Annotated in this window: 23 protein-coding genes; 16 read left to right on the top strand and 7 right to left on the bottom strand. The window is 73.6% G+C overall.

All coding sequences use genetic code 11. The features are described 5' to 3' along the window. Positions 1 to 110: 110 nt before the first annotated feature. The 7 genes from BX266_RS12625 (at position 111) to BX266_RS12595 (ending at position 6,606) form a co-directional block, all read left to right on the top strand. Positions 111 to 413 carry a co-chaperone GroES gene (locus BX266_RS12625; protein ID WP_099907778.1) on the top strand — a complete coding sequence of 101 codons (303 nt, stop codon included), beginning with the start codon at positions 111 to 113 and terminating at the stop codon, positions 411 to 413. An 80-nt stretch (positions 414 to 493) separates the two neighbouring features. Next, positions 494 to 1,315, top strand: coding sequence for an ABC-2 family transporter protein (locus tag BX266_RS12620; protein WP_099899400.1), 822 nt, complete (start codon positions 494 to 496; stop codon positions 1,313 to 1,315). Then, positions 1,308 to 2,141, top strand: a complete 834-nt coding sequence (locus BX266_RS12615; protein ID WP_310794778.1) for an ABC transporter permease — start codon at positions 1,308 to 1,310, stop codon at positions 2,139 to 2,141. The genes BX266_RS12620 and BX266_RS12615 overlap by 8 nt, the downstream gene beginning before the upstream one ends. A gap of 28 nt (positions 2,142 to 2,169) precedes the next feature. Beyond that, positions 2,170 to 3,183: an ATP-binding cassette domain-containing protein gene (locus tag BX266_RS12610; RefSeq protein ID WP_099899398.1), complete on the top strand. Its 1,014-nt coding sequence runs from the start codon at positions 2,170 to 2,172 to the stop codon at positions 3,181 to 3,183. Positions 3,184 to 3,259: 76 nt separating this feature from the next. After that, a complete protein-coding gene (locus tag BX266_RS12605) occupies positions 3,260 to 4,540 on the top strand; it encodes a DUF445 domain-containing protein (protein WP_259465088.1) in 1,281 nt (426 codons plus the stop codon). A gap of 96 nt (positions 4,541 to 4,636) precedes the next feature. Continuing rightward, a complete protein-coding gene (locus tag BX266_RS38565) occupies positions 4,637 to 5,467 on the top strand; it encodes a hypothetical protein (RefSeq protein WP_180290469.1) in 831 nt (276 codons plus the stop codon). Between the two features lie 98 nt (positions 5,468 to 5,565). After that, positions 5,566 to 6,606: an adenosine deaminase gene (locus BX266_RS12595; protein WP_259464675.1), complete on the top strand. Its 1,041-nt coding sequence runs from the start codon at positions 5,566 to 5,568 to the stop codon at positions 6,604 to 6,606. An 80-nt stretch (positions 6,607 to 6,686) separates the two neighbouring features. Here the strand turns inward: BX266_RS12595 and BX266_RS12590 are convergent, their stop codons facing one another. The 4 genes from BX266_RS12590 to BX266_RS38555 all read right to left on the bottom strand — a co-directional run bounded on the left by BX266_RS12590 (position 6,687) and on the right by BX266_RS38555 (position 10,289). Continuing rightward, a complete protein-coding gene (locus BX266_RS12590; protein ID WP_099907770.1) occupies positions 6,687 to 7,757 on the bottom strand; it encodes a Gfo/Idh/MocA family oxidoreductase in 1,071 nt (356 codons plus the stop codon). Positions 7,758 to 7,863: 106 nt separating this feature from the next. Then, positions 7,864 to 8,790, bottom strand: a complete 927-nt coding sequence (locus tag BX266_RS12585; RefSeq protein ID WP_099899396.1) for a lytic polysaccharide monooxygenase — start codon at positions 8,788 to 8,790, stop codon at positions 7,864 to 7,866. Positions 8,791 to 8,943: 153 nt separating this feature from the next. Beyond that, positions 8,944 to 9,360 (bottom strand): nuclear transport factor 2 family protein, encoded by a 417-nt coding sequence (locus BX266_RS38560; RefSeq protein ID WP_180290311.1) that lies wholly within the window; start codon positions 9,358 to 9,360, stop codon positions 8,944 to 8,946. Continuing rightward, positions 9,357 to 10,289: a zinc-binding dehydrogenase gene (locus BX266_RS38555; RefSeq protein WP_180290468.1), complete on the bottom strand. Its 933-nt coding sequence runs from the start codon at positions 10,287 to 10,289 to the stop codon at positions 9,357 to 9,359. The genes BX266_RS38560 and BX266_RS38555 overlap by 4 nt, the downstream gene beginning before the upstream one ends. Before the next feature lie 130 nt (positions 10,290 to 10,419). Between BX266_RS38555 and BX266_RS12575 the strand changes: the two genes are divergently transcribed. Beyond that, positions 10,420 to 11,361, top strand: coding sequence for a LysR family transcriptional regulator (locus BX266_RS12575; RefSeq protein ID WP_259464674.1), 942 nt, complete (start codon positions 10,420 to 10,422; stop codon positions 11,359 to 11,361). 46 nt (positions 11,362 to 11,407) lie between these two features. Here BX266_RS12575 and BX266_RS12570 read toward each other — a convergent pair whose 3' ends face one another. Continuing rightward, positions 11,408 to 12,187: an HAD-IIA family hydrolase gene (locus BX266_RS12570; protein ID WP_099899392.1), complete on the bottom strand. Its 780-nt coding sequence runs from the start codon at positions 12,185 to 12,187 to the stop codon at positions 11,408 to 11,410. A gap of 236 nt (positions 12,188 to 12,423) precedes the next feature. On the opposite strand from BX266_RS12570, the gene BX266_RS12565 reads away from it, so the two are divergent. Together BX266_RS12565 and ung are read left to right on the top strand one after the other, a co-directional pair. After that, positions 12,424 to 13,548, top strand: a complete 1,125-nt coding sequence (locus BX266_RS12565) for a low temperature requirement protein A (protein ID WP_099899390.1) — start codon at positions 12,424 to 12,426, stop codon at positions 13,546 to 13,548. 89 nt (positions 13,549 to 13,637) lie between these two features. Continuing rightward, on the top strand, positions 13,638 to 14,375 hold the full coding sequence (gene ung / locus BX266_RS12560) for a uracil-DNA glycosylase (RefSeq protein WP_399169519.1): 738 nt from the start codon (positions 13,638 to 13,640) through the stop codon (positions 14,373 to 14,375). Positions 14,376 to 14,451: 76 nt separating this feature from the next. Here the strand turns inward: ung and BX266_RS12555 are convergent, their stop codons facing one another. Next, a complete protein-coding gene (locus BX266_RS12555; protein ID WP_099899388.1) occupies positions 14,452 to 15,093 on the bottom strand; it encodes a 3-oxoacid CoA-transferase subunit B in 642 nt (213 codons plus the stop codon). Next, entirely contained in the window at positions 15,093 to 15,860 is a 768-nt protein-coding gene (locus BX266_RS12550) for a CoA transferase subunit A (RefSeq protein WP_099899387.1), read from the bottom strand. The genes BX266_RS12555 and BX266_RS12550 overlap by 1 nt, the downstream gene beginning before the upstream one ends. Positions 15,861 to 16,122: 262 nt before the next feature. On the opposite strand from BX266_RS12550, the gene BX266_RS12545 reads away from it, so the two are divergent. Genes BX266_RS12545 through BX266_RS12520 form a run of 6 tightly spaced genes read left to right on the top strand, consistent with a single transcriptional unit; the run spans position 16,123 to position 21,637 of the window. Then, positions 16,123 to 17,358 (top strand): substrate-binding domain-containing protein, encoded by a 1,236-nt coding sequence (locus tag BX266_RS12545; protein ID WP_099899385.1) that lies wholly within the window; start codon positions 16,123 to 16,125, stop codon positions 17,356 to 17,358. 5 nt (positions 17,359 to 17,363) lie between these two features. Beyond that, positions 17,364 to 18,122 carry an ABC transporter ATP-binding protein gene (locus BX266_RS12540; RefSeq protein WP_099899383.1) on the top strand — a complete coding sequence of 253 codons (759 nt, stop codon included), beginning with the start codon at positions 17,364 to 17,366 and terminating at the stop codon, positions 18,120 to 18,122. Then, a complete protein-coding gene (locus BX266_RS12535) occupies positions 18,119 to 18,859 on the top strand; it encodes an ABC transporter ATP-binding protein (protein ID WP_259464673.1) in 741 nt (246 codons plus the stop codon). Before BX266_RS12540 ends, BX266_RS12535 begins: the two co-directional genes overlap by 4 nt. Next, a complete protein-coding gene (locus BX266_RS12530; protein WP_099899382.1) occupies positions 18,856 to 19,722 on the top strand; it encodes a branched-chain amino acid ABC transporter permease in 867 nt (288 codons plus the stop codon). The genes BX266_RS12535 and BX266_RS12530 overlap by 4 nt, the downstream gene beginning before the upstream one ends. Further along, positions 19,719 to 20,792 (top strand): branched-chain amino acid ABC transporter permease, encoded by a 1,074-nt coding sequence (locus BX266_RS12525; RefSeq protein ID WP_099899380.1) that lies wholly within the window; start codon positions 19,719 to 19,721, stop codon positions 20,790 to 20,792. The genes BX266_RS12530 and BX266_RS12525 overlap by 4 nt, the downstream gene beginning before the upstream one ends. Continuing rightward, positions 20,789 to 21,637: an alpha/beta fold hydrolase gene (locus tag BX266_RS12520; protein ID WP_099899378.1), complete on the top strand. Its 849-nt coding sequence runs from the start codon at positions 20,789 to 20,791 to the stop codon at positions 21,635 to 21,637. The genes BX266_RS12525 and BX266_RS12520 overlap by 4 nt, the downstream gene beginning before the upstream one ends. Positions 21,638 to 21,641 lie beyond the last annotated feature (4 nt).

Genomic DNA, 21,641 nt, shown 5'->3' with positions numbered 1-21,641 from the left:
TTTCCGGTGTCGGGTACGGTCGGGGCGTGAGCGAGAACGACACGCAGAGCACGGCCGGGAACGGCGACCAGACGCGGCACGACCGGCTGGGGGAGAAGCTCCCGATCCGGATGCTGCACGACCGGGTGCTCGTGAAGACCGAGACCGGCGAGGGCGAGCGCCGCTCCACCGGCGGCATCCTGATCCCGGCGACCGCCGAGCTGTCCCGGCGCTGCGCCTGGGCCGAGGCGGTGGCCGTCGGCCAGAGCGTCCGGTCGGTGGAACCGGGCGACCGGGTCCTCTACGACCCCGAGGACAAGCTGGAGGTCGAGGTCCGCGGAGCCACCTACGTCCTGCTGCGCGAGCGCGACCTGCACGCGGTGGCGGCCGGACGCTTCGGGGACATCGAGGGTTCGACGGGTCTGTACCTGTAGGCGGAGGGGTACCACTTCAGGGGCGTGCGGGGCTCAGCGGCCCGCACGCCCCTGATCGGTTCGGCATCGGCGGACCACGAATGTCGACAAGGAGACTTGTGGTGGGGGTCTACCTGGCGGTCGCCCGCGGAGCGTTCCGCCGGTACGCGACGTACCGGGCGGCGACGGTGGCGGGGGCGGTCACCAACACCGTGTTCGGGGTGATCCTGGCCTCGACCATGCTGGCGCTGTGGCGGGCCAGGCCGGGGCTGGGCGGGTACGACGCGCGGCAGGCGGTGACGTACATCTGGATCAGCCAGGCGCTGCTGGTGACGGTGGCGGTGTGGGGCGGCGGGTTCCAGGACGACCTGCAGGCGCGGTTCCGCAGCGGGGACATCGCGATCGACCTGTACCGGCCGGTGGACTTCCAGGGGTGGTGGCTGGCGGCGGACGCGGGGCGGGCCGGCTTCCAACTGGTGACCAGGGGCGCGGCGCCGATGCTCGCGGGGGCGGTGCTGTTCGAGTTGCGGCTCCCTCGGGACCCGCTGGTGTGGGGCGAGTTCCTGGTCGCGGTGGCGCTCGCGCTGCTGGTGAGCTTCGGGCTGCGGTTCCTGGTGTCGCTGACCGGCTTCTGGCTGCAGGAGTCCGAGGGGGTGCGGGCGGCCATGACGGTGGTGGCGATGTTCTTCTCCGGGACGCTGCTGCCGCTCGCGCTGTTCCCGGGCCTGCTGGGCGAGTTGGCGCGGGTGCTGCCGTTCTCCGCGATGGTGCAGCTGCCCGCCGACGTGCTGCTGCAACGGCGCACCGGGACCGGTCTGCTGGAGCTCTACGGATTCCAACTGGCCTGGGGGGTCGTGCTGCTGGCGCTGGGGCGGGCGGTGCAGGCGCTCGCCGTGCGCAAGGTGGTGGTGCAGGGTGGTTGAGACCGAGAGCCTCGCGGCCAGGGCGGCCTGGGCGGTGCGCGCGTGGTGGCTGATCGCCGCGATGTGGGCCCGCTCCATGCTGGCCTACCGGGCGTCCTTCGCGCTGAGCCTGGCGGCGAACGTGCTGATCACCTTCCTGGACTTCGCGGTGCTGGTCCTGATGTTCCGGCACACCCCGCAACTGGCCGGCTGGCGGCTGCCGGAGGCGGCCTTCCTGTACGGCACGTCGTCCGCCGCGCTGGGCGCCGCCAACGTGCTGGTCGGGTCGGTGAGCGCGCTCGGCGAGCGGGTCAGGTCCGGGACCCTGGACACCATGCTGGTCCGGCCCGCGCCGGCACTGGCGCAGCTCGCCGCCGAACGCTTCTCGCTGCGCCGGATCGGCCGGCTGGTGCAGGCCCTGGCGGTGCTCGGCTGGTCGATCACCGCCCTGGACGTGCGGTGGACCTGGGGAAAGGCGCTGATGGTGCCTGGGCTGCTGCTGACCGGCACGGTGATCTTCTGCGCGATCTTCGTGGCCTGCTCCTGCGTGCAGTTCTGGTGGGGCGACGCGGCCGAGCTGCAGAACTCGGTGACCTACGGCGGGGCGACGCTGCTCCAGTACCCGCCGACCGTGTTCGCCAAGGAGGTGGTCGCGGGCACCGTGTTCGGCGTGCCGCTGGCGTTCGTCAACTGGCTGCCCGCGCTGTACGTGCTGGACCGGCCCGACCCGCTCGGGCTGCCGGGCGGGTTCCGGTTCGCCTCGCCGCTGGCCGCCGCGCTGTGCGTGCTGGCGGCCGCACTGGCCTGGCGCGCCGGGCTGCGCGCGTACCGGTCCACCGGGAACTGACCAGAACCGGGACGAGGGAGGGGACACCGTGGCAGTGATCGAGGTCGAGGACGTCCGGCGGAGCTTCACCGTCCGCACCGGGAACGGCCGGTGGCGGCGGGACAAGCGCGAGGTGCGGGCCGTCGACGGGCTGACGTTCAGCGTCGAGGAGGGCGAGTGCGTCGGCTACATCGGGCCGAACGGCGCCGGAAAGTCGACCACGGTGAAGATGCTCACCGGCATCCTGGTGCCGAGCGGCGGACGGCTGCGGGTCGCCGGCGTCGACCCGGCCGCCAGGCGGGCCGCCCTGGCCCGGCGGATCGGCGTGGTGTTCGGGCAGCGCACCACGCTCTGGTGGGACCTGCCGCTGCGCGACAGCTACGAACTGGCCCGGCGGATCTACCGCATCCCGGACGCCAGATACCGGGCCAACCTCGCCCGGTGCGTCGAACTGCTCGACCTGGGCGAGCTGCTGGACACCCCCGTGCGGCAGCTCTCGCTCGGCCAGCGGATGCGCGGCGACCTGGCCGCCGCACTGCTGCACGACCCCAGCGTGCTGTACCTGGACGAGCCGACCATCGGACTGGACGTGGTCAGCAAGGCCAAGGTCCGCGAGTTCCTCCGCGAGATCAACCGGGAGCGGCGCACCACCGTGCTGCTCACCACCCACGACCTCACCGACATCGAGCAGCTGTGCGGCCGGGTGATGGTGATCGACCACGGCCGGCTGGTGCTGGACGGCCCGCTGGAGCAGCTGCACGCGGCCGGGGAGAGCGAACGCACCCTGGTGGTCGACCTGGCCGAGGCCCGGCCGCCGATCGAGCTGCCCGGCGTCCGGGTGGTCAAGGTCGAGGGTCCGCGCCAGTGGCTGGCGTTCCCGGCCCGGCAGAGCGCCGCGCCGCTGGTCGCCGCCGTCGCCGAACGGTACCCGCTGGTCGACCTGTCGGTCCGGGAGCCGGCCATCGAGGAGGTGATCGCCCGGATCTACGCCGGGACGGCCGCCGCGCCGGCCGGGGTGCGGCTCGCCGCCGGCCCGGGCGCCGAGCCGTCCCGGGGCGGCTGACGGGTCGTCGGGGGCGGCGGATTCGCGAGGCGGCGATCATTTCGTGCGACCGGTGTGCCAATCTGACGGTGTGAGTGTGGACGAGACGGCCTCCGGAGTCAGGTTCACCGCCGCCGACGAGGCCAAGCGGCGCGGCGTACGGCGGATGAAGACCATCGCGACCGGCCTGCTCGGCCTGGCCACGGCCGTCTTCGCGCTCGCCACCTGGGCGGACTCCGCCGGAGCGGGCGCCTGGGCGGGCTACGTCGCGGCCGCCGCCGAGGCCGGCATGGTCGGCGCGCTCGCCGACTGGTTCGCCGTCACCGCGCTGTTCCGCCGCCCGTTCGGCCTGCCGATCCCGCACACCGCGATCATCCCGACCAAGAAGGACGCGTTCGGGCGCTCGCTCGGCGACTTCGTCGGCGACAACTTCCTGTCCGCGCCGGTGGTCCGGGCCCGGCTCGGCCGGATCGGCGTGGCCCGGCGGCTCGGCGAGTGGCTGTCCGCGCCCGGCAGCGCCGAACGCGTCACCCGCGAGGCCGCCGCCGCGCTGCGCGGCCTGCTCGCCGTGCTGCGCGACGAGGACGTGCAGGCCGTGGTCGCCGAGGCGATCACCCGCCGGGCCGCCGCCACCTCGGTCGCCGAGCCCGCCGGCCGGCTGCTCGGGAGGATCGTCGCCGACGGCGGCCACCGCGGCGTGGTCGACCTGATCGCGGTGCGCGCCCACGACTGGCTGGTGGAGCACCACGGCGAGGTGGTCTCCCGGGTCACCGCCAAGACCCCCGGCTGGACGCCCAAGTTCATCGACCAGCAGGTCGGCGAGCGGGTCTACAAGGAACTGCTGCGCTTCGTCACCGACGTCCGCGACGACCCCGTCCACCCCGCCCGCGGCGCCGTCGACAACTTCCTCGCCGACTTCGCACAGGAACTCCAGCACGACCCGGAGACCATCGCCCGGGTGGAGCACGCCAAGTCGGACCTGCTGGCCCGCCCCGAGGTGCAGGAACTGATCGCCTCCTCCTGGGCGGCCGTCCGCGGGCTGGTGCTGAACGCCGCCGAGGACGAGGACAGCGAACTGCGCCGCCGGATCACCGAGGGGCTGCGCTCGCTCGGCCGCCGGCTCGCCACCGACGGCAGGCTCCAGGCGAAGACCGACGGCTGGCTGCTGGACGCCGCCGAGTACGTGGTCTCCACCTACCGCGAGGAGATCACCTCGCTGATCTCCGAGACGGTGGCCGGCTGGGACGCCGACGACGCCTCCCGCAAGATCGAGGCCAACGTCGGCCGCGACCTGCAGTTCATCCGGATCAACGGCACCGTGGTCGGCGCGCTGGCCGGCCTGCTGATCCACACCGTCAGTACCGCGCTGGGAGGTTGACGGTCCGTCGGAGACCCCCGGTGGGTGTGCGACCGACCCCTTGGATAGGGTGAGCGACCGATCGGGCCCGGCCAGGGGGGTCGGAGCCGTTCCTTCATGGGGGAGTTGACCGAGATGACGGTGCGTGCACGACAGTTGGGCCTCCGGGTCGCCGCGCTGGCGGTGGCCGGCCTGCTGCTGACGGCCTGCAACGACGACGACCCGGCCGGCGGGGCCGCCACTCAGGCCGGGGCGGCGCCCTCCGCCTCCTCCTCGGCGGCCGCCTCGCCGTCCGGGTCGGCCACCGGCAAGGCCAAGGCGCCCGCCAACGGCGGCAAGGCGACCGGCCGGCCGACCACCGCGGCCGCCGTCCCGAACGCGGCCGCCGCCCAGGCCAAGCTGGGAAAGATCGCGCTGACCGACGCGGAGTGGGACCGCGGTTTCGTCAGCGACGGTGACGACGGCGGCGACCTGACCCGCTACACCATGGACGCCTCCTGCAAGCTCAAGGCGGACGGCACCGTCCCGGGCCTCACCGCCACCGTGGTCCGCTACGTGCGCCAGGACCACGAGGCCGACGCCACCTTCGCCAACACCGCGGCCAACCAGTTCGCCACCGCCGACGCCGCGCACAAGGACATCGCCCAGGTCGCGGCCGACGACAAGCGCTGCGAGAACTACACCGACGGCGGCACCTCGTACAAGGCCGTCCACGCGATCGAGTCGCCCAAGGTGGCCGGCGCGGACGAGGTCTACGCCGAGGAGGGCCTCGCCGTGTACGACACCACCGACGGCGGCAGGACCGCCGACCGGCCGTTCTCGTACGTGGTCGCCCGCAAGGGCGCCGTCACCGTGTCGGTGTGGGTGGACGTCGACCCCGACCGGCAGGTCTTCGAGGGTCGGGCGCAGGCGCAGGAGGCGCTGAAGAAGCTCGTCGCGAAGTGGTGACGTCCCCGCGGTGACGCCCCTGCGGTGACGGGCTCCGGGCCCGGTCCGGGTTAGCATGCGAGGTCTGTCCGGTCCGGGTGAGAAGACGGGAGCGTGCCGTGGCCGAGGGTGTCCAGGGGATCGAGGCGTTCATCGCGGGAATGCCGAAGGCGGAGCTGCACGTGCACCACGTGGGCTCCGCCTCGCCGCGCGTGGTGGCCGAGTTGGCGGCCCGGCACGCCGGGGCCAGCAAGGTGCCGGTGGACCCGGAGGCGCTCGCCCGGTACTTCACCTTCACCGACTTCGCGCACTTCATCGAGGTGTACCTGAGCGTCGTCGACCTGGTCCGCGACGCCGAGGACGTCCGCGCGCTGACCTACGGCGTCGCCGAGGACATGGCCCGGCAGAACATCAGGTACGCCGAACTGACCGTCACCCCCTACTCGTCGGTCCGCCGCGGCATCCCCGACGTCGCCTTCATGGAGGCGATCGAGGACGCCCGGCTGACCGCCGAGAAGGATCTCGGCGTGGTCCTGCGCTGGTGCTTCGACATCCCCGGCGAGGCCGGCCTCGCCTCCGCCGAGGAGACCGCCCGCCTCGCTCTCGACCTGGCCCCCGAGGGCCTGGTCTCGTTCGGCCTCGGCGGCCCCGAGATCGGCGTGCCGCGCCCGCAGTTCAAGCCCTACTTCGACCGGGCCCGGGCGGCCGGTCTGCACAGCGTGCCGCACGCCGGTGAGTCGACCGGCCCCGAGACGGTCTGGGACGCGATCCGGGAGCTCGGCGCGGAGCGGATCGGCCACGGCACCCAGTCCGTGAAGGACCCGGCGCTGGTGGACCACCTCGGCGAGCACCGGATCCCGCTGGAGGTCTGCCCGACCTCAAACCTGGCCACCCGGGTGGTCGAGCGGATCGAGGAGCACCCGATCCGCCAGATGGTCGACGCCGGCCTGCTGGTCACCGTCAACAGCGACGACCCGCCGATGTTCGGCACCGACCTGAACACCGAGTACGCGGTCGCCGCGAAGCTGCTCGGGCTCGACGAGACCGGCGTCGCGGCGCTCGCCCGCAACGCGGTGGAAGCCTCCTTCCTCGACGCGGCGGGCAAGCGCCGGCTCACCGGCGAGATCGACGCCTACCTGGCGGGCTGGCCCACGGCCTGACGGCCGGTCGGTGCGGGGCCGGAGCCTGCGGCGGCCGGGCGGCGTGCGGGAGTCGGGGTCTCCCGGCCGGTGACGGCGGGTCAGGCGAGGCGGACGACCGTCGCGGTGGCGGCGGAGGCGCGGGCGGCCTCCAGGACGGCGAGGGTGGCGACGGCGTCGCGGGGGTCGACCGGGGGCGGGGTGCGGTGGGCGAGGGAGGCGGCGATGCCCGCGTAGTAGGCGGGGTAGTCGCCGGGGTCGGTGGTGACGGCCTCCGCGTCGCCGTCGGTGCCGAGCAGGCCGTACGCGGCGGGGTCGTCGTCGCCCCAGTGGCTGCCCGGTCCGGGGCGGTGGCCGGCCCGCAGGGCGGCCTCCTGCGGGTCCATGCCGAACTTGACGTAGCCGGCGCTGTCGCCGAGGACGCGCAGGCGGGGCCCGGCGAGCGGGGCGAGGGCGCTGGTCCACAGCTGGGAGCGGACGCCGCCGGCATGGGTGAGGGCGAGGAAGGAGTCGTCGTCGACCACCGCGCCGTCGCGGCGGACGTCGATCTCCGCGTACACCGTCTCGGCGGGCCCGAACAGGGCGAGCGCCTGGTCGACCAGGTGGCTGCCCAGGTCGTACAGGGTGCCGCCGACCTCGGCGGGGTCGGCGAGTTCGCGCCAGCCGGCCTTGGGCTTGGGGCGGAAGCGCTCGAAGCGGGACTCGAAGCGGTGCACCCGGCCGAGCCGGCCCTCCTCGATCAGGCGACGGGCGGTCAGGAAGTCGCCGTCCCAGCGGCGGTTCTGGAACACCGACAGCAGCAGGCCGGACTTCTCGGCGAATTCGCACAGGTCGCGCGCCTCGGCGCTGGTCGCGGCGAGCGGCTTGTCGACCACGGTGGCCAGGCCCGCCAGCAGGGCGGTGCGGGCGAGTGGGACGTGGGTGCGGTTGGGGGAGGCGATCACCACCAGGTCGAAGCGGTCGGCGTCCTCGAACAGCTGCTCGGGGGTGTCGAGGGCGCGGGCGCCGGGGTGGTCGCGGTGCAGCTGGGCGCGGCGGTCGGGGTTGGCGGTGACCACCGCGTCCAGCTGCAGTCCGGGGGTGGTGGCGATCAGCGGGGCGTGGAAGGCGGAGCCGGCCAGGCCGTAGCCGATCAGTCCGACGCGGAACGGGGCGGAGGGCGTGCTGCTCATGCCGTCCACTCAACCATTCCCGTCCCCCGGAGCGGCGGAAGCCACCCGGCTCGCCGGACCCCTGTTGGGGGAGGCCCGGCGGGGGCGGGTCCGTCGGTCGGAGGGCCTAGCCGGCGCGGCGGGCGTGCTTGGGGCGGCGGCGGTGCAGGACGGCGAAGGCGGCGCCGGTGAGCAGCAGTACCGAACCGAGCGACAGCAGCACGCCGTTGGCGGAGGTGCTGCCGGTCTGGGCGAGCTGGAGCGGGGTCGGCGATGGGACGGGGCCGGTGGCGGTGGCGGTGTCGTGCACGTGGGCGGCGGCAGCGGCGGCGGTTGGGGCGCCGATCGCGGGGCTGGACGCGGACGCGGAGGCGGGTGCGGTGGTCGGCGCGGCCGTGCTGGGCGCGGCCGTGGTGGGTGCGGCGGAGCCGAGTTGGACGTCCGAGCAGGAGTAGAACGCCTCCGGGCTGTCCGAGCGCTGCCAGATCGCGTACAGCAGGTGACGGCCGGTCAGGCCGGCCGGGACGGTGCCGGGCAGCACGTACTGGCCGTCGGTGGCCGGCGGGTCGGTGACGGTGAGGAAGGGCGTGTCGGAGAGGTCGGCCCAGCGCAGCGGGCGGGTCGGGTCGTAGCCCGCCTTGGTCAGGTACAGCCGGAAGGTGCCGCGGTGGGCGGCGGTGACCCTGAACCGGAAGGTGTACGGCGCGCCCGGGGTGAGCGTGGTGGCGGGCCAGTCGGCGCGCGGCAGGTCGAAGCCCGCGAACTCGGGGTCGCCCGCGCTGCACAGCTTGCCGTCCGGGATCAGCTCGCGGTGCCGCCCGTTCGCGTCGCCGATCCGCACGCCCATCCAGTCGTAGGCGCCCTGCGGGCCGCTCACCGCGATCGCCGCCCTGCAGGCCGCCGAGCCGGGGTGCTCGGGGCCCTCCAGGTAGCAGCCCTGGACGCGGCTGAGCGGGTTCTGCATCGAGCCGTGCGCGGCGGCGGGCCAGGCGGCGAGGGCGCCGGCCAGCGCGGTGGCGGCCAGCAGGACGGCGGTGCGGCGGACGGGGGCCATCGGCAGGCTCCTTGCGTCGTGCGGAGAGGGTGTTGTCCGGTGACGCTAATGAGGCCGCGGCCGTGAATTGACGGTACGTCAGGGTAGTTACGGGCCGCTTAAGGCGGCGTTGAGGTGGCCCCGGAGCCGGGTTGACAGTCCGGGGCCGAACCGTCACCCGCCGTTCGCGAAAAGGGTGGTGGCCGCGCGGAGGGTGTCGGTGTACTCGCGGACCTCGGCGATCCGGCCGTCCCGGACGGTGAAGATCCCCAGGTTGAGGTTCTCGTAGCGGTGGCCGTGCACGGTGGTGGCGGCCGAGGTCCACTCGGCCACCACCCGGTCGCCGTCGACGATCGGGGTGCCGATCAGCTCCACCTCGACGCCGGTGCCGGGGGCGAGGAGGTCGCCCATCGAGCCCAGGAAGTCGTCGACGATGGCGCGCCGGCCGCGCCACCTGCCGCTCAGCGGCAGGTCGGTGCCGGGGTAGGTCCAGACGGCGTCCTCGGTGAAGGCGTCCTCGATCGCCGCCAGGTCGCCGCGGGCGACGGCGGCCACGTACTCGGTCACGACGGTGCGCGGGTCGGTGCTCACGATGCTTGTCCTCCGGTTCGGTTGAGCGTCAGAACGGTGTTGCCGCGGACCTCGCGGCCGCGCAGTGCGGCGATCGCGTCGGCGGTGCGGTGCCAGTCGTCGAGCAGGCCGAGCTCCGGGTGCAGCCGACCCTCGGCGGTCAGCCGGACCAGGGTCCGCAGGTCGGGACCGTCCGGGTGGTCGACGTCCGCGTAGCTGAAGTGCTGGACGGTCGCCGAGACCGGACCGTTCAGCAGCGCGAAGAAGTCCAGCCGGACGGGTTCGCGGGACGCCTGGCCGAACCAGAGCAGCCGGCCGCGCGGGGCGAGCAGCCCGAGGGCGAGGGGGAGCGCCGGGCCGCCGGTGGACTCCAGCACCAGGTCGTACGGGCCGGTCGCGTCGGTCAGGCTGTGCACCACCTCGGCGGCGCCCAACTCGGCCAGCCGGGCGCCCCGTTCGGCGTTCGCCGTGACGGCGGTGAGCTGCCCGCCGGCGGCCGCGGCCAGCTCGGTCAGGTAGTGGCCCACCCCGCCGGAGGCGCCCGTCAGCAGCAGCCGCCGGCCGGTGACGGCGCCCGCCGTGCGCAGCAGCCGCAGCGCGGTCAAACCGGCCAGCGGGAGGGCGGCGGCCGTGCGGGTGTCGAGCTCCGCGGGCAGGACGGCCAGGGCGTCCGTGCGCACCGCCGCGTACTCGGCCCAGCCGGCGCCCGGCGGGTGCGCCACCACCCGCTGCCCGACCGCCGGTCCCGACCCGTCGGCGGCGGCCTGCACGACCAGCCCCGCGACGTCCTTGCCGGGCCGCCAGCCGGGAGGGGGATCCTCCAGCAGGAAGGTCTCGCCGCGGTTCACCGAGAACGCGTCGACCTTCACCAGCACCTCGTCGGGGCGCGGCTCGGGCTGCGGCAGCTCGGCGAACTCGACGCTGCCGCGGGCGGGGACCAGGGCCTTCATGGCGGGATTCCGTTCGGGAGTGGACGGCGGGGCCGGTCGGCCCGTCCCGAGTACACGGCAGCGGGCGGTACGTGGTCCAACAACTGGAACGCCGCGACGACAACCGCCGGCTGTCGGCGATGATGGGCGGGTGGAGGACCCGGATCTCGGACAGTTGCGCGCCTTCGTCGCGGTCGCCGACCAGCGCCATTTCGGGCGGGCGGCCGAGCAGTTGGCGCTCAGTCAGCAGGGGCTGTCGAAGCGGATCGGCCGGCTGGAGCGGGAGCTCGGCGTGCAGCTGCTCGACCGCGGCCCCGCCGGCGTGCAGCTCACCGACGCCGGGCAGCGCCTGCTCGACCCGGCGCGGGCCGCGCTGGCCGCCGTCAAGGCCGCCGTGGACGCCGTCCGCCGACAGGTCTCACCGGCCCGGCTGGACGTCTGGGGCCACCTGTTCGAGCCGCTCCGCACGGTACGCGACGTGCTCTCCGCGGCACCGGAGTTGAGTGTCGAGGTGGGCCCCGGCCGGGACCTCGCCGGGGTGGCCGCCGCACTGGCGCGCGGGGAGACCGCCGCCGGGTTCGGCCGCCACCACAGCGGGCCGGACGGCGAGTTGGCGCACCGGCTGGTCCGGCTGGAGCCGGTGGACGCGGTGCTGCCCGCCGCGCACCCGCTGGCCCGCGCCGAGCAGCTGCGGCCCGCCGACCTCGCCGCGCTGCGGCTGGTGCTGCCCGCCGACCCGGCGCGGCTGGACTTCCTGACCCGGTTCGGCGAGCACTTCGGTGTCGAACTCCTGCCGGGGGAGGCCAACCTGGGCCTCGGCCACCTGCTGGACCGGGTCCGGTCCGTCGCGGACGGCTGCACCCTGCTGCCCGCCGAACTCCCGCTGGCCGTCCCGCCCGGCCTGGTGGTCCGCCCGCTGGTCGACCCCGTGCCGCTGTACGCCTGGTCGCTGGTCTGGCACCGCGGGCGCCCGCACCCCGTGCTGCCCGCCCTGCTCCGGGCCTTCGCCGAACGCGGCCGGGACCACCGCTGGCTGGAGTACCGCCCGGGCCGCGACTGGCTCCCGGAGACCGACGCCCGCGAGCTCGGCTGAGCCGACGGACTGGCCCCCGGTGCGCCGGGGGCCCGTCCGGGAGCGGTCAGATCAGGTCGACCAGGTCCGCGATGGAGTTGACCACCTGGGTGGGGCGGTAGGGGAAGCGGTCGACGTCGGCGGCCTGGGTGAGGCCGGTGAGGACCAGGAAGGTGGACATGCCGGCCTCCATGCCGGAGACGATGTCGGTGTCCATCCGGTCGCCGATCATGGCGCTGTGCTCGGAGTGGGCGCCGATCGCGTTCAGGCCGGCCCGCATCATCAGCGGGTTGGGCTTGCCGACGAAGTAGGGCTCGACGCCGGTGGCCTTGGTGATCAGGGCGGCCACGGCGCCGGTGGCGGGGAGGGCGCCCTCGGCGGACGGGCCGGTCTCGTCCGGGTTGGTGGCGATGAAGCGGGAGCCCGTGTTGATCAGGCGGACCGCCTTGGTCATCGCCTCGAAGGAGTAGGTGCGGGTCTCGCCGAGGACCACGAAGTCCGGGTCGCTGTCGGTGAGGACGTAGCCCACGTCGTGCAGCGCGGTGGTCAGCCCCGCCTCGCCGATCACGTAGGCGGTGCCGTTCGGCCGCTGGTCGGCGAGGAACTTGGCGGTGGCCAGCGCCGAGGTCCAGATGTGCTCGGCGGGAACGTCCAGGCCCATCCGGGACAGCCGGGCGTGCAGGTCGCGCTGGGTGTAGATGGAGTTGTTGGTGAGCACCAGGAACGGCTTTCCGGACTCACGCAGCCGCTTGATGAAGGCATCGGCCCCGGGGATCGGCACGCCCTCGTGGATGAGGACTCCGTCCATGTCGGTCAGCCAGGTCTCGATGGGCTTGCGGTCTGCCACGGTGGTGTCTCCTCGGTCTTGCGCTGGTCGAACGATCTCGTGCATCGCTCCGACCGGACACCGCTGGCCGGTCGGGCGCCACTGGCTGCCCCAACGCGGCCCAGCCTAGTCGTCCGGGCCGGTCCGGGGCAGGGGCGTCCGACCCCGTGGACAGCAGGTGGGCGGCGGTCCCGGTAGCCTGTGCCGGTCGCACGCCGAGCCCACGCCAAGGGGCCTGCGAGACGGGGGAGTTGATGATGGGGGAGAAGCGCGTCACCTGGGCGGAGCTGTACTTCGACCTGGTTTTCGTGTTCGCAGTGACCCAGGTGTCGGCGCTGCTGCACCACCACCACGACTGGGCGGGCTGCGGGCGGGCGCTGATCGCGTTCGTGCCGGTCTACTGGTGCTGGGTCGGCACCACCGTCCAGGCCAACATCCGGGACGTGGACAACCCGCGCGACCGGATCGGGATCTTCGCGGTGGGCCTGGGCGGCCTGTTCATGGCGCTCGCCCTGCCCGGCGCGTACGGCGCCCGCGGCGCGCTGTTCGGCGGCGCGTACTGGGCGGCCCGGCTGGTCCTGGTCGCCCTGCTGGCCAGCCGGGCGCGGCAGACCTGGTTCGGCCCGTACGGGGTGGCCGCGTTCGTCTCCGGCCCGCTGCTGCTGCTCGGCGGACTGGCCGGCGCCCCGCTGCGCGAGGCGCTGTGGGCGACCGCCGCGGTCGTCGACCTCGCCGCGCCGCTGCTGCTGCGCCGCCGCCTCGCCAAGGTCGCCTACCACCCCGGCCACCTGCCCGAGCGGTTCGGCCTGTTCCTGCTGGTGGCGCTCGGCGAGTCGATCGTCGGGATCGGCGCCCCGGTCGCCGCCGCACCCCTGCACCCGGGCCAACTCGCCTCCGTCGCCACCGCCTTCGTGATCTCCTGCGCGCTGTGGTGGCAGTACTTCGGGTACGCCGCCGACGCGATGCGGCACGCCATGGAGACCGCCGCCTCGCGCCGCGACGTGCTGCGGCAGGTGTTCTCCTACGGGCACCTGGGACTGATCGCGGGCGTGATCACCGTCGCCGTCGGCTTCGCGGAGACCGTCGACCGGCCCGAGGAGGCGCTCGGCGGCGGCACGCTGGGCCTGCTGTACGGCGGCAGTGCGCTGTACCTGCTGACCTTCAACTACACCCGCCGGATGATGTTCGGGATGATCTCGCCGACCCGGCTGGTCGCCGCCGCAGTCGTCGCCGCACTGCTCGCGGTGCTGCTGCTCACCCCGCTGCACCGGCTGCCCGCACTGGCCGTGCTGGCCCTGCTGGCCGCCGTCCTGGTCGGCCTGAACGGGTGGGAGGCGCTGCGGGTGCGCAGCGCGCAGCCGGCTGTCGGCGCGACTGTGTAGCGTTCATCGCGGTGGGTCCGGAACGGGCCCGCGGAACGTGACGAGTGAGAGCGGTCGCCGTGCGGCGTGCGGCCGGTGGGAGGTACGACGTGACGGAGCTGGCCGAGGCGTCCGTGGGCGGCACGCTGGAACTGCCGGAGTCCTGGCGCGAGGTGCTCGCCGAGGAGACCGGCAAGCCGTACTTCGCGCAGCTGGCGGAGTTCGTCGCCGCCCAGCGCGCCGAGCACGAGGTGTTCCCGCCCGCCGGGCAGGAGTTCTCGGCGCTCGCCGCCACCCCGTACCAGGACGTCAAGGTCCTGCTGCTCGGCCAGGACCCGTACCACGACAACGGCCAGGCGCACGGCATGAGCTTCTCGGTGCTGCCCGGGGTGAAGGTCCCGCCGTCGCTGCGCAACATGTACAAGGAGCTCCACACCGACCTCGGCCTCTTCACGGACCCTGCGACCGGGGGCTTCAGGATGCCCGACAACGGCTACCTGATGCCGTGGGCCGAGCAGGGCCTGCTGCTGCTGAACGCGGTGCTGACGGTGCAGGCCCACAAGGCCAACTCGCACAAGGACAAGGGCTGGGAGCAGTTCACCGACGCGGTGATCAAGGCGGTCTCGGCGCGCGAGGAGCCCTGCGTGTTCGTGCTGTGGGGCAACTACGCCAAGAAGAAGATCAAGCTGATCGACACCGAGCGCCACGTGGTGGTCCAGGGCGGCCACCCCTCGCCGCTGTCGCAGAAGCTGTTCCTCGGCAGCAAGCCGTTCTCGCAGATCAACGCGGCGCTGGAGGGCTTCGGCCAGAAGCCGATCGACTGGCAGATCCCCGACCTCAAGGGCTGAGCCCCGGGAGCGGGGCGGAGGGGCGGCGGGTGTGAGGGTGCGCCCACCGCCCCTCCGGGCTTCTCCCGACGGTGCGTCAGTCGGCGAGGACGGGGGGCTCGGTGGCGGCGCGGAGTTGATCGAGCGTCACGCCGTCGGCGAGTTCGACCAGCCGCAGTCCGTCGGGCGTGGGGTCGAGGACGGCGAGGTCGGTGACGATGCGGTGGACGACGCCCCGGCCGGTGGCGGGCAGCGAGAGCTCGTTGACGATCTTCGGGGTGCCGTCCTTGGCGGTGTGCTCCATCACCACGATCAGGCGGCGGGCGCCGTGGACGAGGTCCATGGCGCCGCCCATGCCCTTGACCATCTTGCCGGGGATCATCCAGTTGGCGAGGTCCCCGCGGGCGGAGACCTGCATGGCGCCGAGCACGGAGACGTCGATCCGGCCGGAGCGGACCATGCCGAAGGAGAACGCCGAGTCGAAGTAGGAGGCGCCGGGGTTGACGGTGACGGTCTCCTTCCCGGCGTTGATCAGGTCGGGGTGGACATCGGCCTCGGCGGGGTACGGGCCGGTGCCGAGGATGCCGTTCTCGGACTGCAGCACCACGTTCACGCCCGCGGGCAGGTGATTGGGGATCAGGGTTGGGATGCCGATGCCGAGGTTGACGTACTGGCCGTCGCGCAGTTCGCGGGCCGCGCGGGCCGCCAGCACGTCGCGGGGGTCGAGGGCGGCGGTCATCAGGACTCCTTCGGGGCAGCGGCGCTGACGGTGCGTCGTTCGATGCGGCGGTCGGCGGGGTCGGCGGCGACGATCCGGTCGACGTGGACGCCGGGGAGGTGGACGGCGTCCGGGGGGATCTCGCCCGCCTCCACGATGCGGTCGGCCTCGACGATCGTGATCCGCCCGGCGGTGGCGCACAGCGGGTTGAAGTTGCGGGCGGCGGCGTGGAAGACGCAGTTGCCGTGGCGGTCGGCGACCTCGGCGCGGACCAATGCGTAGTCCGCGGTGATGGCCTCTTCCAGCAGGTACGGGCGGCCGGCGAACTCGCGGACCTCCTTGGGCGGGGAGGCCACCGCGACGGCGGCGCCGCCGGGGGTGTAGCGCCAGGGCAGGCCGCCTTCCTCGACCTGGGTGCCGGTGCCGGCGGGGGTGTAGAAGGCGGGGATGCCGGCGCCGCCGGCGCGCAGGCGTTCGGCGAGGGTGCCCTGGGGGGTGAGTTCGACCTCGAGTTCGCCGTTCAGGTACTGGCGGGCGAACTCCTTGTTCTCGCCGACGTAGCTGGAGGTCATCCGGGCGATCCGTCCGGCGCGCAGCAGCAGCCCGAGGCCCCAGTCGTCGACCCCGCAGTTGTTGGAGACCACCCGCAGGCCGGTGGTGCCCGCGTCGACCAGCGCGCCGATCAGCGTCGACGGGATGCCGCACAGGCCGAAACCGCCGACCGCGAGCACCGCACCGTCGGGAATGTCCCCGACCGCACGGGCCGGGGAGTCCAGGACCTTGTCCAAGGGGGGCCACCTTTACGAGGGGGAGGGGCTGACTGCCGCACCACCCTCGCCGCAGGCCCCGGCGCTTTCCATGGCGGACGACCCCATGGAGCACGCGCGCGCCATGTGCTCGCCGCACACCCGCCGGGCACCGGAGCCGGGACATGTCGGCGAACCACACAGCCACGACGGAGGATGCGTGCTCCCGTCACATGTCGCCTTCCTGGCGGCCCCCCTACGGTTCCGGCATCCCACCAGCACCGGTACGTCAGGAGCCCCCACCATGTCAGTCACGGACGCCACCCACAGACGACCCGTCCGGAAGTTCGCCGCGCTGGCTGCCTGCGTGCTGCTCGCGGCGGGCTGCGCGAAGGCCGGTACGGCCGGCTCCAGCGAGGCCGGCGGGGGCGACAAGAGCCCGCTGAAGGTCGGTCTGGTGTATTCGAAGACGGGTCCGCTCGCGGCGTACGGCAAGCAGTACCTGGAGGGTTTCAAGGCGGGTCTGTCGTACGCCACCAAGGGCAGCAACGCGGTCGACGGGCATCCGGTGGAGATCGCGGAGCAGGACGACGCGGGTGATCCGGCGAAGGCGGTGTCGGCGGCGAAGGACCTGATCGGGAAGAACTACAAGATCCTGGCGGGTTCGACGGCGTCGGGCGTGGCGTTGCAGGTCGGTCCGATCGCGGCGCAGAACAAGGTGCTGTTCATCTCGGGTCCGGCGGCGGCGGACAAGGTGACGGGTCTGAACAAGTACACCTTCCGTTCGGGGCGGCAGTCGTACCAGGACACCAGGGCGGCGGCGTCGTTCATCGGGGACGCCAAGGGCAAGAAGGTCACGGTGCTGGCGCAGGACAACGCGTTCGGGCAGGCCAACGTGGCGGCGGTGAAGGCCGTTCTGGGCGGTGAGGGCGCGAGCGTGGACGCGGTGCTGGCGCCGCCGTCGGCGACGGACCTGACGCCGTTCGCGACGCAGGCGAAGGCGGCGAAGCCGGACCTGCTGTACGTGGCGTGGGCGGGTGACACCGCTTCCGCGCTGTGGACGTCGCTGAACCAGCAGGACGTGTTCTCGGCGACCAAGGTGGTCACTGGTCTGGATGTCGCCGCCTCGTACCCGCTGTTCGGGCCGGCCGCGGAGAAGATCGACTTCCTGAACCACTACTTCGCGGGCGCGGCCGGCGGCACCGACGCCGAGCTGGCGATGACGGACGCGGTGACCAAGGCGGGCTCGAAGCCGGACCTGTTCACCCCGGACGGTTTCACCGCGGCGCAGATGGTGGTGCACGCGCTGGAGGCGAACAAGGGCTCCGACGCGGACACCGACGCGCTGGTGAAGTCGCTGGAGGGGTGGAGCTTCGACGGCGTCAAGGGCAAGCTGACGGTCCGTGCGGAGGACCACGCGCTGCTGCAGCCGATGTTCCAGGTCAAGCTGACCGGCACCGGCGCCGCCGCCAAGCCCACCGCCGAGAAGGTGCTGGACGCCGACCTGGTCGCCCCGCCGGTCGTGAAGATGGCGGGCTGAACGAGATGAGCACCCCCGCCCCGGTCCTGCGGTTGGACGGCCTCGGCTGGTCCGTTCGTGGCGTCCCGATCGTTCAGGACGTGAGTTTCGATGTCGCGGAGGGCGAGTTCGTCGCGTTCATCGGCCCGAACGGGGCGGGCAAGACCTCCCTGTTCAACCTGATCTCCGGCATCTACCCCGCCAGTCACGGCACGCTGGCGCTGGACGGCGCGGACATCACCGCGCTGCCGGTGCCCGCCCGGGCCCGGCGGGGTCTGGGCCGGACCTTCCAGACCTCTTCGCTGTGGCCGGGGTTGAGCGTCGCGGACCATGTCCGGCTGGCCGCCCAGGCGGCGGCGGGGCCGGGTGCGTCGTACCGGATCTGGCGGCGCGCGTCGCGCTACCGCCGGGAGGTGGAGGAGACGCTGGAGCGCACGGGTCTCGCCGACCGGGCGGAGGACCTGGCGGGGTCGCTGTCGCACGGCGGCAAGCGGAAGTTGGAGTTGGCGGTGCTGCTGGTCGGTGATCCGCGGCTGATCCTGCTGGACGAGCCGATGGCGGGGGTGAGCGCCGAGGAGGTGCCCGCCCTGGTGGAGCTGATCCGCTCCGTGCACCAGGAACAGGGGCGGACGGTGTTGATGGTGGAGCACCACATGGATGTGCTGCTCGGGTTGGCGGACCGGCTGGCGGTGATGCACCACGGGACGCTGCTGGCGCTGGACACCCCGGCCGCGGTGATGGCGGACGCCACCGTGCAGGGGGCCTACCTGGGGGAGGCGCTGTGAGCGGCGTGCTGCTGTCGGTGCGCGGTCTGCGGGTGGTGATCGACGGCCTGCACATCCTGCACGGGGTGGACCTGGACGTCGCGGCCACGGGTGTGACGGCGCTGCTGGGCCGCAACGGCGCGGGCAAGACGACGACGGTGAAGGCGGTGATGGGTCTGGTCCCGCGCACCGGCACGGTGGTCTTCGACGGCGCGGACATCGGCCGGCTGCCCACCCACCTGGTGGTGCGCCGGGGCATCGGCTACGCGCCGGAGGACCGCGGGATCTTCGCGGGGTTGAGCGTCGCGGAGAACCTGCGTCTCGCGGAGCGCGACTCCGCCCCCGCCTACGACCTGGTCTTCGACCTCTTCCCCGAGCTGAAGCAGCGTCACAAGCAGGCCGCCGGAACGCTCTCCGGCGGGCAGCAGCAGATGGTCGCCATCGCCCGCACGCTGCTGAACGGGAACCGGTTGATCATCGCGGACGAGCCGACGAAGGGCCTCGCGCCGAAGATCGTCACCGAGGTCGCCGACGTCCTGGCCCGCGCCGCGGAGAGCGTCCCGGTGCTGCTGGTGGAGCAGAACCTGGCGCTGGTGCGCCGGGTGGCGGGGCAGTGCGCGGTCCTCGCCGACGGCCGCACCGCCCACCAGGGCGACGCCCGCGCCCTGCTCGCCGACGAGCAGGCCGCCCGCCGGCTGCTCGGCGTGGGCAGCCACCGACCCGATCCTGATTCCGCTCCTGAGGTGAGTGCCCGATGAACACCGTCGTCCTGCTCGCCTGCACCGGCCTCGGGCTCGGCGCGCTGTACTTCCTGGTCGCGTCCGGCCTGTCGTTGATCTTCGGTCTGATGGACGTCCTGAACTTCGCGCACGGCGCACTGCTCTCGATCGGCGCGTACGCGGCGTGGTGGGCGGCGACCGACGGCGGAATGGGGTTCTGGCTGGCCGTCCCGTTCGGCACCGCCGTGGGCACCGCCGCGTCCGTCCTGCTCGAACTCGCCCTGATCCGGCCCCTCTACGCGCGGCCGCGGGACCAGATCCTGGCGACGGTCGGCGTCGGGCTCGCCCTGCCCGCCCTGCTGATGGGGATCTGGGGCGGTGACGCCCGGCCGTTCCCGCAGCCCGCGTCGCTGTCGGGGACGGTGGACGTGCTGGGGGCGACCGTTCCGGTCAACCGGTTCGTGCTGATGGCCGCCGCCCTGGTGGTCCTGGTCGCGTTGCGGCTGTTCCTGGCCCGCACCCGGTACGGGCTGATCGTCCGCGCCGGCGTCGAGGACCGGGCCATGGTCACCGCGCTCGGGATCGACGTCCGCAAGGCGTTCACCCTGGTCTTCGCGATCGGCGGCGCCGCAGCCTCCCTCGGCGGGGCGCTCGCGGGCCTGTACTTCGGGTCCATCAACCCCGGCCAGGGCACCGGACTGCTGATCTTCGCGTTCGTGGTCGTCGTCATGGGCGGCATGGGCTCCGTCACCGGCGCCGCCCTCGCCTCCGTCGGCGTCGGCCTGGTCCAACAATTCGCCAACTACTACACCGCAGCGGGCCTCGGAGACCTCTCCGTCGTCGTCCTGCTCGCCGTCCTGCTGCTCGTCAAGCCGCGCGGACTCACCGGGAGACTGGCATGATCGCCCACCTCAAGCGCTGGTGGCCGCTGGCCCTGCTGCTCGTCCTGCTCGCCGCGCCGTACAGCACCCTGCCGCTGCCCGGTCTGCTGGACGGGCCGCTGGGCAGTCCCGGCAGCCTGCAGCTGATCGCGCTGTGCCTGCTGTACGGCGGCCTCGCCACCGGCTACGACCTGCTGCTGGGCCGCACCGGACTGCTCTCCTTCGGCCACGCCCTCTACTTCGCGACCGGCCTGTACGCCACCGACCTCGCCATGCTGGAGTTCGGCCTCGGCTTCGTCCCCGCCGCCGTGTTCGGCATCGCCTGCTCGGTCGTGCTGGCCCTCGCCCTCGGCTCGGTCTCCCTGCGCGTCACCGGCATCGGCTTCTCCATGGTCACCCTCGCCTTCGCCCAGGCCGGCGCGATCCTCGTCCAACGCAACCCCGGCGGGCTCACCGGCGGCGAGGAAGGCCGCTCCGCCCCCGCCGAGCACCTCCCCGACGCCCTCATCGGCATCCAGAACACCGCGAACCTCTACTGGATCGCCGTCGCCTACCTGGTCCTCGTCCTCGCCGTCGTCCACTGGACGGTCGCCTCGCCCACCGGCCGGATCTGGGCCGGCATCCGCGAGAACGAGCGCCGCGTCGAGGTCCTCGGCCTGCGCCCCTACGGCTTCAAACTCGTCGCCTTCACCGTCTCCGGCGCCCTCGCCGGAGCCGGCGGGGTCGTCTACCTGCTGCTCACCGGCGGCGCCACCCCCCAGGCCGCCGGCTCCGACGCCACCCTCGCCCTGCTGGTGATGGTCGTCCTCGGCGGCTCCGGCACCCGCTGGGGACCCCTGCTCGGCGGCGTCCTCTACACCTGGGCCGCCCACCGCCTCGGCGACCTCGCCAACTCCGCCTCCATCGCCGAACTCCCCGCCGTCCTGCGCGTTCCCCTCTCGCAGCCCCTGTTCCTGCTCGGTACCCTCTTCGTCGCCGTGGTCTACCTGCTCCCCGGCGGCCTCGCCAAGCTCCCCGCCCGCCTGCGCCCCGGCCGCACGGCCAAGCCCGCCGAGGTCCCCGTCACCGCCGTCCCGGAAGGCGCCGCATGACATCCCCTCAGACGCTCACCGTTCCCGTCGACGGCGGCGAACTCGCCGTCCTGCACTGGCCCGCGACCGCTCCCGGCGCGCCCGTGGTGGTCGCCGTGCACGGCATCACCGCCAACGCCCTGGCCTGGGGCGCGCTGGCCGGGCTGCTCGCCGGGCGGGTCGCGCTGTACGCCCCCGACCTGCGCGGCCGGGCCGCCAGCCGGGACCTGCCCGGCCCGTACGGCCTGGCCCGCCACGCGGAGGACGTCGCCGCGCTGATCACCGCCCTGGACGCCGGCCCGGTCCGGCTGGTCGGGCACTCCATGGGCGCCTGGGTCGGCGCCGTCACCGCCGCCCGGCACCCCGCCCTGGTGCGCGAGCTGACCCTGGTCGACGGGGCGGTGAGCTTCCCGCTGCCGCCGGGCGTCCGGGAGGAGGACGCGCTGGCGGCCGTGCTCGGCCCGGCGCTGACCCGGCTCTCGATGACCTTCGAGTCCCGGGCCGCGTACCGCGCCTTCTGGCAGGCGCACCCCGCCTTCGACCCGTGGACCGAGGACCTGGACGCCTACACCCAGCGCGACCTGGTCGGCGCCGAGCCGGAGCTGGTCTCCTCCTGCGTCCACGAGGCGATCACCACCGACGGCACCCAGGTCCTGCTGGACCAGGAGGCCGCCGGCGCGATCCACGGCCTGACCGTGCCGGCCCGCCTGCTGTACGCGGAGCGCGGGCTGATGGACGAGCCGCAGGCGCTCTACGACGAGGAGCGCCTGACGGCGGCGAAGGTCACCGTGCCGACCGAACGCGTCGCCGACACCAACCACTACTCGATCATCCGGTCCGAACGCCTGGTGGAGCTCCTGAGCTGAGCGG

Source organism: Streptomyces sp. TLI_171 (assembly GCF_003610255.1).
Taxonomy (GTDB): Bacteria; Actinomycetota; Actinomycetes; order Streptomycetales; family Streptomycetaceae; genus Kitasatospora.
The sequence above is the reverse complement of the archived record's forward strand: the minus strand, read 5'-3'. Positions and strand labels throughout refer to the sequence as shown.

Bases quoted from the DNA above. Each gene is read 5' to 3' on its own strand.
- BX266_RS38565 (WP_180290469.1), top strand. From the start codon at position 4,637: ATGGGGGAGTTGACCGAGATGACGGTGCGTGCACGACAGTTGGGCCTC.
- BX266_RS12525 (WP_099899380.1), top strand. From the start codon at position 19,719: ATGATCGCCCACCTCAAGCGCTGGTGGCCGCTGGCCCTGCTGCTCGTC.
- BX266_RS12520 (WP_099899378.1), top strand. From the start codon at position 20,789: ATGACATCCCCTCAGACGCTCACCGTTCCCGTCGACGGCGGCGAACTC.
- BX266_RS12585 (WP_099899396.1), bottom strand. From the start codon at position 8,790: ATGGCCCCCGTCCGCCGCACCGCCGTCCTGCTGGCCGCCACCGCGCTG.
- BX266_RS38555 (WP_180290468.1), bottom strand. From the start codon at position 10,289: ATGAAGGCCCTGGTCCCCGCCCGCGGCAGCGTCGAGTTCGCCGAGCTG.
- BX266_RS12620 (WP_099899400.1), top strand. From the start codon at position 494: ATGTCGACAAGGAGACTTGTGGTGGGGGTCTACCTGGCGGTCGCCCGC.
- BX266_RS12540 (WP_099899383.1), top strand. From the start codon at position 17,364: ATGAGCACCCCCGCCCCGGTCCTGCGGTTGGACGGCCTCGGCTGGTCC.
- BX266_RS12530 (WP_099899382.1), top strand. From the start codon at position 18,856: ATGAACACCGTCGTCCTGCTCGCCTGCACCGGCCTCGGGCTCGGCGCG.
- BX266_RS12545 (WP_099899385.1), top strand. From the start codon at position 16,123: ATGTCAGTCACGGACGCCACCCACAGACGACCCGTCCGGAAGTTCGCC.
- BX266_RS12625 (WP_099907778.1), top strand. From the start codon at position 111: ATGCTGCACGACCGGGTGCTCGTGAAGACCGAGACCGGCGAGGGCGAG.
- BX266_RS12555 (WP_099899388.1), bottom strand. From the start codon at position 15,093: ATGACCGCCGCCCTCGACCCCCGCGACGTGCTGGCGGCCCGCGCGGCC.
- BX266_RS12565 (WP_099899390.1), top strand. From the start codon at position 12,424: ATGGGGGAGAAGCGCGTCACCTGGGCGGAGCTGTACTTCGACCTGGTT.
- BX266_RS12590 (WP_099907770.1), bottom strand. From the start codon at position 7,757: ATGAGCAGCACGCCCTCCGCCCCGTTCCGCGTCGGACTGATCGGCTAC.